At 54.2% G+C, this 16025-nt stretch carries 13 protein-coding genes (1 of these 13 cut by a window edge); 4 read left to right on the forward strand and 9 right to left on the reverse strand.

Annotated features, from left to right (window positions below):
• Positions 1–83 precede the first annotated feature (83 nt).
• Both JMJ16_RS35555 and JMJ16_RS35560 read right to left on the reverse strand, forming a co-directional pair.
• Positions 84–677, reverse strand: coding sequence for a peroxiredoxin (locus JMJ16_RS35555; protein ID WP_201389384.1), 594 nt, complete (start codon positions 675–677; stop codon positions 84–86).
• Between the two features lie 347 nt (positions 678–1024).
• On the reverse strand, positions 1025–1270 hold the full coding sequence (locus tag JMJ16_RS35560) for a hypothetical protein (protein ID WP_201389385.1): 246 nt from the start codon (positions 1268–1270) through the stop codon (positions 1025–1027).
• An 87-nt stretch (positions 1271–1357) separates the two neighbouring features.
• Between JMJ16_RS35560 and JMJ16_RS35565 the strand changes: the two genes are divergently transcribed.
• Positions 1358–3415: a GMC family oxidoreductase N-terminal domain-containing protein gene (locus JMJ16_RS35565; RefSeq protein ID WP_201389386.1), complete on the forward strand. Its 2058-nt coding sequence runs from the start codon at positions 1358–1360 to the stop codon at positions 3413–3415.
• Between the two features lie 329 nt (positions 3416–3744).
• On the opposite strand, the gene JMJ16_RS35570 is transcribed toward JMJ16_RS35565, so the two are convergent.
• The 3 genes from JMJ16_RS35570 to JMJ16_RS35580 form a co-directional block, all read right to left on the reverse strand.
• Positions 3745–4434, reverse strand: coding sequence for a G1 family glutamic endopeptidase (locus JMJ16_RS35570; protein ID WP_307813325.1), 690 nt, complete (start codon positions 4432–4434; stop codon positions 3745–3747).
• On the reverse strand, positions 4385–4543 hold the full coding sequence (locus JMJ16_RS35575) for a hypothetical protein (RefSeq protein ID WP_201389388.1): 159 nt from the start codon (positions 4541–4543) through the stop codon (positions 4385–4387). The genes JMJ16_RS35570 and JMJ16_RS35575 overlap by 50 nt, the downstream gene beginning before the upstream one ends.
• A gap of 83 nt (positions 4544–4626) precedes the next feature.
• Positions 4627–5313: a hypothetical protein gene (locus JMJ16_RS35580; RefSeq protein WP_201389389.1), complete on the reverse strand. Its 687-nt coding sequence runs from the start codon at positions 5311–5313 to the stop codon at positions 4627–4629.
• A 411-nt stretch (positions 5314–5724) separates the two neighbouring features.
• Here JMJ16_RS35580 and JMJ16_RS35585 point away from each other — a divergent pair, with 411 nt between their 5' ends.
• Both JMJ16_RS35585 and JMJ16_RS35590 read left to right on the forward strand, forming a co-directional pair.
• Positions 5725–6567 (forward strand): sulfurtransferase, encoded by an 843-nt coding sequence (locus JMJ16_RS35585; protein ID WP_201389390.1) that lies wholly within the window; start codon positions 5725–5727, stop codon positions 6565–6567.
• A 241-nt stretch (positions 6568–6808) separates the two neighbouring features.
• Positions 6809–8401 (forward strand): acyl-CoA carboxylase subunit beta, encoded by a 1593-nt coding sequence (locus JMJ16_RS35590; RefSeq protein WP_236601870.1) that lies wholly within the window; start codon positions 6809–6811, stop codon positions 8399–8401.
• Between the two features lie 74 nt (positions 8402–8475).
• Here JMJ16_RS35590 and mce read toward each other — a convergent pair whose 3' ends face one another.
• Both mce and JMJ16_RS35600 read right to left on the reverse strand, forming a co-directional pair.
• Complete coding sequence (mce, locus tag JMJ16_RS35595; RefSeq protein WP_201389392.1) at positions 8476–8901, reverse strand: methylmalonyl-CoA epimerase; 426 nt, start codon at positions 8899–8901, stop codon at positions 8476–8478.
• Positions 8902–9021: 120 nt separating this feature from the next.
• Entirely contained in the window at positions 9022–9585 is a 564-nt protein-coding gene (locus tag JMJ16_RS35600; RefSeq protein ID WP_201389394.1) for a DUF402 domain-containing protein, read from the reverse strand.
• Positions 9586–9903: 318 nt separating this feature from the next.
• On the opposite strand from JMJ16_RS35600, the gene JMJ16_RS35605 reads away from it, so the two are divergent.
• Positions 9904–14157, forward strand: a complete 4254-nt coding sequence (locus tag JMJ16_RS35605) for an adenylate/guanylate cyclase domain-containing protein (RefSeq protein WP_201389396.1) — start codon at positions 9904–9906, stop codon at positions 14155–14157.
• Between the two features lie 127 nt (positions 14158–14284).
• On the opposite strand, the gene JMJ16_RS35610 is transcribed toward JMJ16_RS35605, so the two are convergent.
• Together JMJ16_RS35610 and JMJ16_RS35615 are read right to left on the reverse strand one after the other, a co-directional pair.
• Positions 14285–15274 carry an MBL fold metallo-hydrolase gene (locus JMJ16_RS35610; RefSeq protein ID WP_201389398.1) on the reverse strand — a complete coding sequence of 330 codons (990 nt, stop codon included), beginning with the start codon at positions 15272–15274 and terminating at the stop codon, positions 14285–14287.
• 36 nt (positions 15275–15310) lie between these two features.
• Positions 15311–16025: the 3' portion of an amidohydrolase family protein gene (locus JMJ16_RS35615; protein ID WP_201389400.1), read on the reverse strand. It continues 137 nt past the right edge of the window; only the last 715 of its 852 coding nucleotides appear in the window; its start codon lies off the right edge, out of view — the gene reads right to left on this strand; the stop codon is at positions 15311–15313.

Here is a 16025-nt window from a genome sequence, read left to right on the forward strand (position 1 = left end):
ATGAATCCCAGTTCCATTGACATGGAGCCAGGAGTATACAGGCTCAAAAGGCGGTCGAAACTGCTGGCATCTTGATTTTGCCTTTACACATCTCCCCTGGTCTCTTCCTGAGACTGTTCTGTGAGCCAGGCAAGGACGTCGGTCGCATTTTGATCAGGAGGAAAGACCGGATAGAAGACCTTGAGAATGGTCCCATGCTCGATGATCAGGGTTAAGCGTTTGATCAATGTCATCCCTGCAACCTCAAACGTGGGTAAATGGAGAGCCTGCGTAAAAGCCAACGCGGCATCGCTCAAGAGGGCAAAAGGGAGGTGGAGTCGGTTGACAGCTTCTTGCTGGTAGACGCTCGTCTTGGTGCTCAGACCAAACACAAAGGCGGCGCCTTTGTGCCGCAGTTCCTGGTAGTGATCACGAAAAGCGCAGGATTGTGGGGTGCATCCTCTGGCGCCTGGAATAAGATCCCACCCGTCCGGAAGATCCTGGTCAGGGCGTCCGGTACGCGGATAACAGTAGACCACAGTTCTCCCCGACAATGATGCTAGATCGACAAGAGATCCGGTCGTGGAGAACAAAGGCACGGAAGGAAGCCGGAGCCCGGGCAAGTGATGACACGCTCCATCATCGATAGGTTCTGGCAAATCTTTTGGCAAGGACAAGAAATGAGCTGATTCTGACATGTGTGCGCTCCTCTAAGACACATAAAATGGTTCTTGTTCCATCTTCTCAAAAAAGTGTCAGGAGACGCAAGAGCCAATCGTCTCCCAGGAACACGATTTGGCTGTAAAACTGAGCAAAGGGAAGAGCTCTTCCCTTTTCCAACCTCGTTGCACAATTTGTGGGTATCGCAGGATCACCTCATGAATGCGAGATGCCCGGCGATACACGCCGCAGAGAAGAGAAAAGGAGAAGGAAGGCAGAAGAAAACGACTTTATGTTAGATATTATTAGCCCACGCATTGTGCAACGAAGCTGAGGATCACTTCACCGAAGAGAAAGTAGTGCGGCATTGCTGCACTACTTTCTCCTATTCAAACCCAGAAACGAAGAGCGCACCATTAGGCGCGTCGCCTATCTGATAGGTATCGCTACCCGTAGGGCGACCATATACCTTGACGGTTGTCGAGCCGCTCTGGCTAAGCGAAACTACATTACCCACAGTGTCGATCCCCGCGCCAGAAGGAACTGCCGACCAGGCCGTCCGGCCGTTCGCGAAGTAGCTCGGACTCGGGTCTTGCAGATGCGTTGTCTCACCAAACCAGACCTGGTACATACAGGAAAGGCGCAGCCGCAGTATGGTATACTTGGCTCATTGTCAACATCAACGGTCATCTTTCTACTCCAATGAAGGAGGCACTTTATGACCACGACTATCTCCTCTACGACCCATGCTGAGAGCCGCGTCGGGGGCTGGCTCGCACCCGAAGAGTTCGCTATTTTAGAAACTGTTTGTGAGACCTTATTTCCCTCGCTTGAACCTCCAGCTGGCAGCTCGGAGGTGGAACAGGCCTACTATCGCCGTAATGCTCATGACCTTCATCTCGCTAACCTGATCGCCGAGACGCTGGCGCAGCAGGCTCCCGAGGTCCAGACGGATTTTCGCCAGTTGTTGGCCTTGATGGCGAGTTCTGTGAGCGGTCTCCTCCTGGCTGGTAGCGCCAAATCTTTTCTAGGTCTCTCACCCGAGAAGCGGGCGCGCTACCTCCTGGCCATGGCCAATAGCCCCCTGGGCCAGTTGCGCCAGGGGTATCAAGCCATCAAGCGCCTGGCGGGCTTTATCTACTTCTCCGCGCCAACTGAAGAGGGCCGTAATCCCAATTGGGAGGCGCTCGACTATACTCCAGCGTCGCCGCCACCACCAACCGACGGGCCACAGCCCATTCGCCCCCTGGCCATTACAGAAGACACGACGCTGGATGCCGACGCCATTGTGATCGGCTCTGGCGCGGGCGGGGGAGTCGCCGCCGCTGAACTGGCCCTGGCGGGCAAGAGCGTGATCTTGCTGGAGAAGGGTGGCTATAACAACGAGGCCAATTTTACCCTGCAAGAGGCCCAGGCCACACCCGAGCTCTACTTGAATCGCGGCCTGCTGACCTCCAAGGACCTGGGCGTGGTTGTCCTGGCGGGAAGCACGCTTGGCGGCGGGACCGTCGTCAACTGGACGACCTCGTTTCGCACGCCCATGGACGTGCTCGAAGAATGGGAGGCCATCTCTGGCTTACGCGACCGCTTTACGAATGCACAGTACCAGAAGAGCTTCGCCGCCGTTGAGCAGCGCATCCAGGTCAACACAGAGAATAGCGCGCATAACCGCCAGAACCGCTTACTCTATGATGGATGCAAGGCCCTGGACTATCACGCGGAGGCCATCCCTCGCAACGCCGTCGGCTGTGACCAACGCTGTGGCACCTGCGGCTATGGCTGCCGCTATGGAGCTAAGCAGTCGACCATGAAGACCTACTTGCAGGATGCCTTCGACCATGGTGCGCGCATCATCGTCAACTGCCAGGCCGATAAGGTGCTGATGGAGAATGGACAGGTAAGAGGCGTCCTGGCTACAGTACACAATAAAGAGACTGGGCACGCCTATGAGCTTACCCTGCACGCCAAAACGGTTGTGGTAGCGGCGGGGACCCTCAATACGCCCGCGATCCTCTTGCGCTCAGGCCTGACAAATAAGCATATCGGGCAGCATCTCCACCTACATCCCACGACCACGCTCGCTGGCCTCTATCCCGACAAGGTCTATCCCTGGCAAGGAGTCATGCAATCGGCATACTCGGATCAGTTTAGCCATCTCGATGCCAACTATGGATATAAGCTGGAGGTGCCACCCACTCATCCCGGTCTGCTGGGACTGGCGACGCCCTGGTTCTCCGCGCGAGAGTATCGCGAACAGATGGCGCAAGCGGCCCATATCGCGACCATGATCGTGCTTTCGCGGGACAAAGGCGAGGGCAGTGTTACCCTTGATCGCCATGGAGAGCCAATCATTAACTATGTCGTCTCGGTCTATGACCGCAAACACCTCATGCACGGGTTACGCCAGTCCGCGCGCGTTCACTTCGCCGCGGGCGCCAGGGAGGTCGTGACGCTGCATAATCAGCGCACAGGCGTGAAGCGAGGCAGCGATGGCACGGTCAGCGCCCAGGACTTGCGTGCCTTTGATCGCGCCATTGAGCGGCATGGTATGGGAGCCAACCGCAACATGACCTTTACCGCGCACCAGATGGGCACCTGCCGCATGGGCAATGATCCCAAGGCCTCGGTCACCAACGAGCACGGCGAGGTCTATGGCGTCAAGGGACTCTTCGTTGCCGATGGCAGCCTCTTCCCCGCCGCCTCGGGGGTGAACCCCATGCTGAGCATCATGGCCCTCGTGCACAACAACTGCCAGTATCTCAAAAGCATAGTCTAAAGAAGAGGATTGCAAAAAGGGGCCGACGCTGCTAAAGCACGCGTCTACATATGGAGGTACGAGGCATCCCGTGCCTTGATATGTAGACGTGTACTTTAATGATGAATTCACAAAATCTGTAGGGTCCATGCTAGCATGGACTGCGAGCGAAGCGACCTCCGCAACGGCGGGATATCGGCCTGCGGGCCTCGGCAGTCCATGCCAGCATGGACCCTACATCTACAAATTACGCAAATCTACCATTTAGCAACGTCGGTTAGGGCGCAAAAAAACAATCATGTCTGCATTGAACTCGCTTGTAGGTTCTGATCAGCATTTTTCTCACATCATCAGGAAGACGCATAGATAACCGAGAATGAATCTGGCAGAGCGATATCCTTGGGATAGGTAACCACCTTCCCTTTTTGTAGCATACGAATCTGTATCATGGGGAGCGCCCCGATAGAGTGCCAGCCATCCGCGTAATGAATCTGAGCACGGGTAAAGTTCACTGACGTGAAACGTTGGAAAGGATACAAGGGCGCTGAATCTGCTGTTGAACCGATACGTGGGTCCTCCACAACGAAGTCTGCAAACATCTGCCTTGAGGGATAGTTAATCGAGGTGGTAAAAGTAGTATTCTGTGTCACATCCTTTAGCGAGAGGTTCCAGCGCTGATTACTTCCAGGTTCAAGCTCCATCACGGCAAAAATTGTATCCCCGGGCGAGATAAACATCTCTGTCAACTGGCTTAACTGTGGCACCGTTTCATACCACACCCGGTGCGTCGTATGTCCACTCGAATCAGTATAGGCAAGTGCGCCTATCTGCACAAGCTCATTTTGCGTTTGCGCCCATCCTCCTACGCCAATCCATATATACACATTTGAATTGGGTCCGCCTGACACCTGCGGCTCCACCCACTGTGCTCTCACACCCAAAACTCCCCTCGTGAACGATGAATATCCACTCCAAACGGGGCTTGTACTTTTATGCCAACCTGGAAGATCTCCAGATGGCATCGGCAGTACCGTCGGCATTGAAGTAGCGGTTGGGGTAGGGATAGAAGTTGGAGCTAGCGATAGTGGCGTATGCTTTGCAACAGGAGGTGAAGACAAAGGCAAGATCAATGACTGCAAATGCGCGCATGAGCAGAGCAGCATCAAGCAAAGGAAGGCACTCAATAACAAATATTTCATCTTTAATCCCTCAAAAGGTGAAGGCAGACGTCTTCAAAGATAGGTTTGAGCCGTCGAGTTGGGGAACCTGGGTTCGTCCTGCCAGGTGCTCAGGCGCCTTTCGGCATCATAGCCCAGTTGCTGACCGGTCTGCGTGCTATTACAGGTGATGGCGCTGGTCAGCGCGCGACAGACCATGTTGCCCGATAGCTCATAGGAGGCGGTGTAGCCATTGCCCGTGGCAGTGACGGCATGCGGATGCTTGCTGTTGCCATAGGTGTAGCCACCTGCGGGACCCGTGGTAAGCTGGCCCTCCGTGTTGTAGGAGTCGCTCTCCTGATACTGCGCGCTGGTCAGCGTGCCAGCCGTGAACGTGGCACAGGGTGGTGTGCCCGTCGATCCCGACCAGGTCATGCGGTTCAGGTTATCGTAACAGAACTGCTGATTGTCTGTACCTTGAGGCAGGGTCGCCGAGACGGTGACGACATTGTTGACCGCGTCGTAGCCAGGCTGCTCTTGTAAGAGCGTCGTGCCGGAGCTGACATTCTTGTAGAGCAGGTTGGTCACGCGCATACCCGAGTCATAGGAGGCCGAGAGGCTGTACTGCCCATTGCCAAAGGTCAGCGAGGTGGGGTGCCCTGCGGCTCCAGCAGTACGAGCCCTACATAGATTAGTACTTTGGCGAATGGCTAAAGTCTCTCGCAGAAAGTATTTTATAGGCAGAAGCAACGTAAGATGCATAAACAAAACTAAGTGCTTAGCTTAAATATAAATATGCCAGACAGGAAGCTTGCTTGTCAAGTTTTTTTCAGCAAAATCGTAAAAGAAGAATAAAGAGATAATATCTATACAAACAAAGATTAAAAACATGACCAAGAACGATTATATCAGCAAACAATGTAATACAATGTTAGCCTTTAACCACCAGTCTCTCAAAGCCGTGATTGAAAAATAGCGGCGCTCACTTTATCAGCCGAAGCAATATGTAAACACTTTGAGGCCTCCCGACGGCTATTCCCCCACTCCAGATGGGCATTCGCAAAAATACCTCGTTTTAAAGGTTGACATTTACCTATGCCAGAACTTATACTTAGCTCAAGAGAAAAATACTTTGTTGATCTATTTAATCAACTTTTCAAAGGAGCCAGCGCGATGTCAGAGTATGCACATCCAGAGGTACTCGTTGACGTTAATTGGGTTGAGGATCATTTGCAGGATCCCCGTGTTCGCCTGATCGAGGCGGATGAAGATGTCCTGCTCTACGAAATTGGTCATATTCCGGGCGCGGTCAAACTTGACTGGAATGTCGATGTCCAGAATCCCTTGAGCCGCGACTTTGTGGATAAAGAGGGCTTTGAGCAGTTGTTGAGCCGCTGGGGCGTCTCCAACGATACCACCGTGGTCCTCTACGGCGATAAGAACAACTGGTACGCTGCCTATGCCTTCTGGCTCTTCAAGCTCTATGGGCATGAGGATCTACGCATTCTTAATGGTGGTCGCGCGGCCTGGGAAAAGGCAGAAAAAGCCTATACTAAAGAGGTTCCCACTTACGAGCGCACCCATTACCAGGCCCAGGAAGAGAACGATCAGATCCGGGCCTTCCGCGACCAGGTCCTGGTCGAACTGAAGGATTCTGACCTGCGCCTCGTAGATGTACGCTCCCCAGGTGAGTACAGCGGTGAGCTGATCGCTATGCCGAACTATCCCCAGGAAGGCGCCCAGCGTGGCGGTCACATCCCTGGCGCGAAGAATATTCCCTGGGCCACCGGTGCGCGCGAAGACGGTACATTCAAGAGTGCCGATGAACTGCGCAAGCTCTACGCAGACAAGGGCATTACACCCGAAAACAAAGTAGTTACCTATTGCCGCATTGGTGAGCGTGGAGCCTATAGCTGGTTCATTCTCACACAGTTGCTGGGCTATACAAACGTCCGTAACTACGATGGCTCCTGGACTGAATGGGGTAGCCTGGTCCGCTCCCCCATTGAGCGGTGAGTTCCTCTTGCGTCCGATCGAGAGCGCCCCTGCGGGGGCGCTCTTTTTTGTAGTAAGAAGCTAGTGGCATGGTTTGCGGCTGACGCCGCAAACCATGCCACTAGCTTCTTACTACAAACTGGTGTGTAGCTCATCCGAGGTTAGGGCGTAGTGTGTGCTGAGTAGCCTCGGTAAAAAGGGCTGTGATATACTGCCATACGTACGCACTGTTCTTGCCATAGATCAATGGAGATTGAGTTTTATGACCACTAGCGAACGTAGCTCACAGGGAACAACACATACCAAGGGAACGCAGGAGAAACTGGCCGACCTGGCCGAGGCCAAAGCGGCGTCTAAGCTGGGCGGTGGCCCTAAACGCATCGAGGTGCAGCATAAGAAGGGCAAGTTAACGGCCCGCGAGCGCATCGACCTCCTGCTCGATCCCGGTACGTTTAACGAACTGGATATGTTTGTGACCCATCGCGCCTCAGGTTTTGGTCTGGATGAGCAAAAAATTCCCGGCGACGGCGTTGTCACTGGTTACGGGCATGTCGATGGACGTCTTGTTTACGTCTTTTCCCAGGATTTCACCGTATTTGGCGGTTCACTCTCAGAGGCACATGCAGAGAAAATCTGCAAGATCATGGACATGGCGATGAAGAATGGCGCACCCGTCATCGGACTTAATGACTCGGGCGGTGCACGCATTCAAGAGGGCGTGGTGAGCCTGGGCGCTTATGCAGACATTTTCCTGCGCAATACCATGGCCTCGGGCGTGGTACCTCAGCTCTCGGCCATCATGGGACCCTGTGCCGGAGGTGCTGTCTACTCACCCGCGATCACCGACTTTATCTTTATGGTCGAGGAGACGAGCTATATGTTCGTCACCGGCCCTAACGTCGTCAAATCGGTCACACACGAGGATGTGACCTTCGAGCAGTTGGGTGGCGCACAGATCCACAATAGCACCAGCGGCGTCGCGCACTTTGCCTGCCCCAGCGAGCCAGAGTGCATTCGTCAGCTCCGTCAGCTCCTCAGTTATCTGCCATCCAATAACATGGAGGATCCTCCGCGCATCACCACCAGCGATAGCCCTACCCGCGTCGAGGAAGCCCTGGACAGTATTATTCCTGATAACTCAAATAAACCTTATGATATGAAGGCAATAATCAAACATATCGTTGATGAAGGCAATTTCTTTGAGGTCCAGGAACATTTCGCCCAGAACATTCTTATCGGCTTCGCTCGCCTGAATGGGCGCACTGTAGGCATCGTCGCGCAACAGCCACGCGCACTGGCAGGCGTCCTTGATATCAATGCCTCAGACAAGGCCGCCCGCTTCGTTCGCTTCTGCGATTGCTTTAATATTCCCATTCTTACCTTCGTTGACGTGCCAGGCTTCCTTCCCGGCGTCGGACAGGAGCATGGAGGCATCATTCGCCATGGCGCCAAACTGCTCTACGCCTATTGTGAGGCCACTGTGCCTAAGATCACCGTTATTACGCGCAAGGCCTACGGCGGCGCGTATGATGTGATGAGTAGCAAACACGTCCGAGGCGATATCAACTACGCCTGGCCGACCGCTGAGATCGCGGTGATGGGGGCAGAGGGCGCGGTCAATATCCTCTTCAAGGACGAGATCGAGCGTGCCGACGATCCGGAGCAGCGACGTAAAGAGTTGATCGCCGAGTACACGGAGAAGTTTAATAATCCCTACATCGCAGCCAGTCGCGGTTATGTCGATGAGATTATCGAACCACGCCATACGCGTGTGAAGCTGATCAACGCCCTGGAGATGCTAAAAAATAAGCGCGACTCCAACCCACCCAAGAAACACGGCAATATCCCCTTATAAATGTTTTAAGTAGAAGATGAGAGTGTGTTCGTTGATACGGGCTTTGCCCGTATCAACGAACACACTCTCATCTTCTACTTATTTTTTTCTAGGAGTTCGAGGAGGACACCATTGGTGCCTTTGGGATGGATAAATATCGCGCGGCCCTCGGCGGCAAGGCGTGGCTGCTGATCGAGTACGGGCGCCTCCTGGGTCTGCATCTCCTGCAAGGCTTTATCGATATGCTCAACCTCCAGGCAGATATGATGTAGGCCCTCTCCACGCTTCTCTAGGAACTTGAGTAGGCTGGCATTGGTCGCGGCAGGCTCAATTAGTTCAATCTCGCTACTGCCGGGACCACCCATGGGCAGAAAGGCGATACGCACCTGCTCGCTTGGAACCTCTTTGATCTCGCGCGGCTCAATACCAAGTGTATCACGATAGAAGGTTAATGCCTGTTCAATGTTACGGACAATGATAGCCACATGGTCGATCCGCTTAGGGGTATTCTCGGCTGACATTCTTTACAATGACTCCTCGCGCCTGCGGCGCTCACCTGATAGGTGGTGTGGTGTCGTAGCCGCTACTTGCGTACGCGGCTACGACACCACACCACCTATCAGAATTACTTACTTATGGCGTTAGCTGTAGCTATGCTTTGAATGCTGGGATTGAAGAAGATCCGACTTTAGGCGATGAGGCACGGCGGAGAAAACGCCCAGGCTACGCTGAATGGTACTACTCAACGTACGCAGGGCCATAAGGGCGCTGATACGCGTCTCCTCGTCATAGCCAAGCGCATCCGCGGCCTGCTCGAACTCGGCCTGGGTCAGGACTTCGTACGAGAGATCGGGCTTGACCAGCATGCTCAGATCCAGGTCAACATAGGAAAGGCGCTCATATCCCAGGATAGCAGGCTGAATAATGGTGGCGTATGTATGAATCAGGCTCTCGCCGTCATAAAATGCGCTTAACATGTACCAGCGCTCGGGCCAGAAGAATTGCAGACAATGTGAGCGCAGAGGGCGTGCCCCTCGCTCCCAATTCATCGGTGTACCAGCCGGCAGCCAGAGTCGCAAGGAACCCTGCGCCGCCTCTGCCTCTTCGTCCCCCACTTGCGTCTCAGCGCTCAACTGGTGTGCCTTCCACGAGCCACGTAGCGTCTTATCATAGTTACGACACTCTACTAAAAAGTCTTGCCGCATACATATACTCCCTTCCGTCGACCCCATAGTACGGAACTTATCTTGAAACGTCAAGCATAAAAGATACTTTTTCCCATTATGCCTGGCACTTTGCTTACTTCTGTCTGTTGCATTGCAGTTTGAATAAACGCTTTGTACTCACCTTTTATTCCGCAAATAGAGCTTTAACCCCTTCCAAGCCTCCGCACCTCATCCCTGGCCTTTCTTCTGGGGGCCTGGTGTTGTACAATACAAGCTGATGGGTGCTGGCGCGTGTTTCTACACCCTGCTTACTACCCATATTACTACGTGCGCCTTGCTTGCCAGAAGGGCGCCAGCTTGTTGCAAGATCAGCAGAATAATCTTATTCCGAAACCCAACGTCACTACCGTGACTAGCGCTCCCCCCATTCGGGGACAAGCGCGCTCAGGGTTTTCGGATCAGAATAATCTTATTCCGAAACCCAACGCCACGGCAGTGGCTAGCGCTCCCCCCATTCGGGGACAAGCGCGCTCAGGGTTTTCGGATCAGAAGATGCGGACTATTAAGAAATTTATGCGTTGCCCCAACTGCCAGACAATCAATCCAGCAAATGCGAAGTTCTGTCTTGAGTGCGGGAATCGCCTGCTCGTTTGCCCCAACTGCCAGACGGTAAACCTGCCCATCGCCAAGTTCTGTATTGAATGCGGCACCAGGTTACAGACGGCACAAACAAAGGCCAGCGTAGGCGGTCCTACCGCGCCAATGTCAGTCGTACAGGCAGAGACACGAAGCCCGAGCAATACAGCGCCTCTACCAGCGCCCACGCCCACGGCTTCCTCTCTCCTTTTGCCACCTGAGGAGCGGCGTGTTGTCACCATCATGTTCGCCGATATCACTGGCTCAACGCCCCTGGCAGATCGCCTGGACCCCGAAGATATGCGTGCCATTCTGACAGGCTATTTTAACTTGATGACGCAGCAAATCCGCAAACATGGCGGCATCGTTGAGAAATATATTGGCGACGCAGTCATGGCGGTTTTCGGCGCGCCTATCGCGCATGAAGATGATCCCGACCGGGCTATTCGCGCATCTTTAGACATGCAAGCAGCGCTCAACCAATTCAATGAGCAACGCGGCAGGCTCGATCCACAGGCCACGCGCCTGCAAATGCGTATCGGCATTAACACTGGCGAGGTCGCCATTCCCAATAGTAACACGCACCAGAGGCAGGATTTTCTCATTACAGGTGACGCAGTCAATGTAGCCGCGCGTCTACAACAGGCGGCCGCGCCCGATACAATTCTCGTTGGCGAGCGCACCTACCTTACGACGCGCGAGGTCTTCGAGTTTAGCCCTATGGCGCCCTTACAGCTCAAAGGAAAAGCTGAGCCAATCACAGCCAGCGTCGTACTAAATGAGCGCAAGGGCATTTCAACCACAGATCAACATCCACGCGGCATCAAGGGCCGCCAGGTCAGGCTGGTAGGGCGTTCCCTTGAGCTAACCTTAATTCATGCCAATTATGCGCGCGTCCTCGCCGAGCGTCAGCCGCATCTCATCACGATCCTGGGTTCACCCGGCATAGGTAAATCACGACTCGTCAGAGAATTTATTAAGCGCGAGCAGGAAAAGGTCAAGAGCGCTTCGTCCTATGGTAAACTGGTGGTTCCCCGCGTGCTCAAGGGACGCTGCCCTCCCTATGGCGAAGGCATCACATACTGGCCGCTCATCGAGATCCTGCGCTCACTCCTACCTATTGAGGAGAGCGAGAGCAATGAACAATACCTGGCCCGCCTCTCTGAGCGCATCAAACAAGCCCTGCAACGCTCACATCGCACCGAGTCGGCGGACGAAATCGTTAACACCATAATCCGTAGCGTTGGTCGTGGCCTGGATGAGCGACAAGGTAGCCCCGAGAAAGAGAAAGGGAAAGAGCTCAGTCCCAAGCAGATCAGCAACCAGACAGGCCCCCTCCTACGAGCCTGGCGCATCTTTCTGGAAGCCCTGGCGGAGGAGCAGCCACTTATAATCGTCGTCGATGATCTACAATGGGCGAATGAGGCGCTTCTCGACCTGCTGGAATACCTGACCGACCGCGTCACTGACGTGCCGATTCTCTTCCTCTGCCCAGCTCGCCCCGATTTCTTTGAGCGGCGGCGTGAATGGGGGGGAGGGCGCCGTAACTTTACGACAATTGAGCTGGATGCCCTCTCGCCCGAGGAAAGTAGTGAGCTCATTGATGCCCACCTCAATACGGAAGAGTTCCCTGAGTTCCTGCGCCAGTCGATCCTGGCCCGCGCCGAAGGAAACCCCTTCTTTGTAGAAGAAATCATTCGCATGCTGATTGATCAGGGCACTCTGATATATGAAAGCGATATCAATACAGGGCAGGACTACTGGCGGCTGGGACGCTATAACGAGATGGATTTTGGTGAGTTTGCCTCACCCTTAGAGCATTCCGATGAATTGCTCAATATGCCCTATCTTCTGCCAATGTCGCATCTGCCCGACACCATTCAGGGCGTGCTCGCGGCCCGCATCGACCTGCTCAAGTTTATTGAGAAGCGTGTGCTCCAGCATGCGTCCATTATCGGACGCACCTTCTGGCTCTCGCAACTGCGTGAACTGGCACCCGATATTCAACAAGAAGTGCTCACCAGCGCGCTTGACGCCCTCATCCAACGCGACTTTATCACTGAAATCGAGAAGCATACACGCAACATTATTCCTGATGACCGCACCTTTGCCTTTAAGCACGTTCTCATTCGCGACGTGGTGTATAACAATATTCCGCGCACGCGCCGCTCACGTGAGCACGCCGTGCTGGCCCAATGGCTTGAGGAGAAGACACGAGAAGATCGCGATACCTACATCGAGCTGCTGGCTTATCACTATCAACAGGCCCTGGTAAACTGGTCTATTAATATAGCCTATGACCCGCTGGAGTTCGGCAGCGGAGCCAGGTCTCAGGCACATATTATAGATCGCCCTGAGCTGCGCAAACGCGCGATCAGATACCTGACACTGGCGGGCGACCAGGCCTTGCATAGCTACTACACGCTACGCGCCTTGCAGGCCTACAATGACGCCCTGGAACTTCAGCAAGAAGGGGAGACGGAGCCATTTGAGCTTGTACGAATGCACTTTAAACTGGGAGACGCACACTGGCAACGAGGCAACGCCGATGAGGCCTGGCAGGAATACCGTAAATCCCTACGCCTGGTAACCGAGGCTCAGAAGCCAATTGCCATTGAAGCCATTGAGCTGGTGGATATCTATGAGCGGCTGGGCGAGCTAGGTACACGCATGCGCGGCATGTTCCGCAACCCGCCCGCGCTACAAGAAATTCGCAGCTATATCGATCAAGGACTGGCCCTGCTTGACACCAATCAACAGCTCGCGAAAGAACGCGTATACTTCCTGACCTACCAGGCCTTCTGGAATATTCGCCAGTTGGAGGCAACACCCGTTTCGCAAAAGGTAGCCCTGGCGGAGCAGGCTCTTGCCAGTGGGCACGAAGCCTTAAATCTGGCCGAAAAGCTCAACCTACCCATCGCGCTCTCGCTAACGCTGGACGCGCTGAGCTTTATCTACCGACAATACAATAAATATCGTGAAGCACATGAGCTGCAACATCGTCGTTATAAGCTTGAAAGCCAGCTTACCGAGCGCGAAGAGCTCTACGATCTTTATGGATCGCTTGGATTGGCACATGAGGAAACAGGCGACTATTCCGCTGCTTTGATGTGGTTTGGGCGGGCCTATAGCAACGCGCAAACCATGGAGAATCCCATTCTACTGCTCGAAAGCATGGTTGGACGCATGCGCGCCTGGCGCCAGTGGAATCGCTGGGATGAAGCCAGGCAGGTCGCCATTGAGATTCTGGCTCTGATCGACCAGTATCAGCTAGAGAACGAGAAATTGCAGTTCTGGGCACTGGAAACGCTGGCAACGATTGCCTATCGCCAGGGGAAGCAAGAAGAGGGCGACCGCTATTATCGCCAGTGCCAGCGCCTGGTGGAGCAACAGATGGAGCGTGGAGAGGAACACGGACGCAATCTCCAGGCGACGCGGTTGCATGCCATTCACCTGGCACGCGAGGATTGGACGCTAGCCACCGCGGACTATAAAGAGAAACTGCGCATCAGTGAACCCATACCAACACCCGAAACACTGGCCACACTAGCGGAACTACTCGTAAGCACTGGGGAAGATGCAGAGAAACAGGAGGAGCTTTGTGAGCGCGCGCTCCTGCATGCCCAGGAGTCGGGGGCACGGAAAAGTGAGGCAATTGCTCTAAGGGCCTGGGGGCGCCTGCATACGGAGCGGAAGAACTGGAAACTGGCTGAAGATTACTTCAAGCAGGCATTGACGCGCTGCGAGGCGCTTGACCTGCCCTGGGAGCAGGGACTCACACTCTACTATCTCGGCATTCAATACGCGCGCCGGGCCGAAGAAAACAACGATAAAGCTCAGAAACGTAATAGCTATCTGAGTCGCGCCCGCTATCATCTCGAACGCGCCCTGGGCTTTTTCGAGGCTCTCAAGGCCCAGCCACAAATTGAGCGCCTGCGCCTGATACTGATGCAGACTTCTTCGACACGCGTCTAAATAGTAACCTGTAGGGTCCATGCTTGCATGGACTCTCCTGCACGAGGAAAGTCGCTTCGCTCGCAGTCCATGCAAGCATGGACCCTACATATTTGGTGAATCTACCAATTAAATATATTCGGGTAAGCTAGAGATCCCAGAGCGAAGGAGCATGCCAGAGTTGGGTGGAATCCCAGATGCCTCCCATTCCGGGTGGCAGGACTGTGATATGAAGTTGTGAGAGATTCGCGCCAGCACTTTGCAGTCGTTCGCGCATGCTGGTCAGGGCCAGTGAGGGTGTATTGTTGGTCTTGCTTAAGTGGCCTAACCAGAGCCAGCGTATACTATCTGGACGCCACGTTTTCAGAACAGCATTCGCGGCCTGGTCATTTGAGAGATGCCCTGTTGAACTGATGATGCGCTGCTTCAGCCTTTGCGGATAGGGGCCGCGTAAGAGGCGCTGGCGATCATGATTGGACTCCAGCACCAACAAATCCGCCTGCGCCATCATAGAGAGCATCTCAGGAGTCACCTCACCCGTATCTGTCACGACACAGAGACGACAACCGCCAACGCTCAAGAGATATCCACAGGGAGCAACAGCATCGTGCAAGATAGGAAAAGAGGTCACCTCGATATCCCCCACAGTAGTCGTTTTGCCTGTGGGCAGGATCAAGGCTGGCACATTGTTCGCCGGGCGATAGACGAGGGTAGACTCCTGAATCCTGGTCACAATCTCTACACCAGACTGCTCCTGAACCAGCGTTGTCTCGCTCTGTTCTTGAATAACCACATCCCCCTCTGCCTCAGTTGGAGATACCACCAGTTTGCCTGAGTCTGAGCGCCACGCGCCAGCCACCAGGCCTTGCTCAATAGCCGCGAAGGTCTCTTCATTTGTGATAACAGGAACCTGGTAGCGGCGAAGTAGCGCAGGAAGAGCCAATACGTGGTCGCTATGCTCATGAGTTACCAGTACGCCGCGCAACTGAGAGAGGTCGACGCCGAGCGAGCGTAAACGAGCTTGAAGCACACGTACTCCCAGGCCAGCATCTACCAGCAGCCTGGTACGCCCTCCTGGCCCGGCCTCGACATAGAGGGAATTTCCACTACTACTACTACCTAACGAAACCACACGCATATATCTGCTACCTTGTTATCCTTCAGAAAAAATATTTTATTCAGCCGCTTGTAGGCGCAGCAAGCGTCGCGCATTCTCGCCCAGAATAAGTTGTAACTCAGCCTCGTTCAGGCCGCTCGCCTGAATATGCTTAATCACTCGCCGCTGGCCCAGAAGTCCATAGTCGCTGGCAAAGAGAATACGCTCAGCGCCAACCATATTGACCGCCGCCTTAAAAATCGCGGGACGGTAGAGATAGATGGTTGCGGCTGTATCATACCATACATTGGCTGTGGCGCGCTCTATTTCTGGCATAAGGGCATAAAAAGGCAAACCGCCTCCCCAGTGAGCGGCAATAAAGCGCACATCTGGAAAAGCCGTGAGGAAAGTAAGCACATCTTGCACAGAGACATCACCCTTTCCAGGGTAGAGATGGCCAACAGGCTCGCTACAATGCGAGAGCACCAGTAGCTGATAGTGGCGCACGACCTCAAGCAGAGGAGTCAGCAGGGTAATATCACTGAGGCGATAGCCCTGTCCATGCGGCATCAGTTCGCCCAAGCCAAGCACACCAGCCGCCGCGCATCGCTCTAGTTCACGCACAGCTCGTAAGCCAGAGGTAGGTTGTATCACAGCCATGCCATAGATCCGCCCGGGATACCGCTGCATAGCCTCGATAACGTAGCTATTTGTCGCTTCGATCAAGCCGGGATCACTCCAGCCAAAGGAGAAAGCAACTGAGACATCTACACCTGAAGCATCCATCTCAGCG

Source organism: Ktedonobacter sp. SOSP1-52 (genome assembly GCF_016587395.1).

What these genes read in the sequence shown, in the direction of transcription:
- JMJ16_RS35565 (WP_201389386.1), top strand. Translation starts at nt 1,358, where the DNA reads ATGACCACGACTATCTCCTCTACGACCCATGCTGAGAGCCGCGTCGGG.
- JMJ16_RS35610 (WP_201389398.1), bottom strand. Translation starts at nt 15,274, where the DNA reads ATGCGTGTGGTTTCGTTAGGTAGTAGTAGTAGTGGAAATTCCCTCTAT.
- JMJ16_RS35570 (WP_307813325.1), bottom strand. Translation starts at nt 4,434, where the DNA reads ATGCCGACGGTACTGCCGATGCCATCTGGAGATCTTCCAGGTTGGCAT.
- JMJ16_RS35580 (WP_201389389.1), bottom strand. Translation starts at nt 5,313, where the DNA reads ATGCATCTTACGTTGCTTCTGCCTATAAAATACTTTCTGCGAGAGACT.
- JMJ16_RS35555 (WP_201389384.1), bottom strand. Translation starts at nt 677, where the DNA reads ATGTCAGAATCAGCTCATTTCTTGTCCTTGCCAAAAGATTTGCCAGAA.
- JMJ16_RS35600 (WP_201389394.1), bottom strand. Translation starts at nt 9,585, where the DNA reads ATGCGGCAAGACTTTTTAGTAGAGTGTCGTAACTATGATAAGACGCTA.
- JMJ16_RS35590 (WP_236601870.1), top strand. Translation starts at nt 6,809, where the DNA reads ATGACCACTAGCGAACGTAGCTCACAGGGAACAACACATACCAAGGGA.
- mce (WP_201389392.1), bottom strand. Translation starts at nt 8,901, where the DNA reads ATGTCAGCCGAGAATACCCCTAAGCGGATCGACCATGTGGCTATCATT.
- JMJ16_RS35575 (WP_201389388.1), bottom strand. Translation starts at nt 4,543, where the DNA reads ATGCGCGCATTTGCAGTCATTGATCTTGCCTTTGTCTTCACCTCCTGT.
- JMJ16_RS35560 (WP_201389385.1), bottom strand. Translation starts at nt 1,270, where the DNA reads ATGTACCAGGTCTGGTTTGGTGAGACAACGCATCTGCAAGACCCGAGT.
- JMJ16_RS35585 (WP_201389390.1), top strand. Translation starts at nt 5,725, where the DNA reads ATGTCAGAGTATGCACATCCAGAGGTACTCGTTGACGTTAATTGGGTT.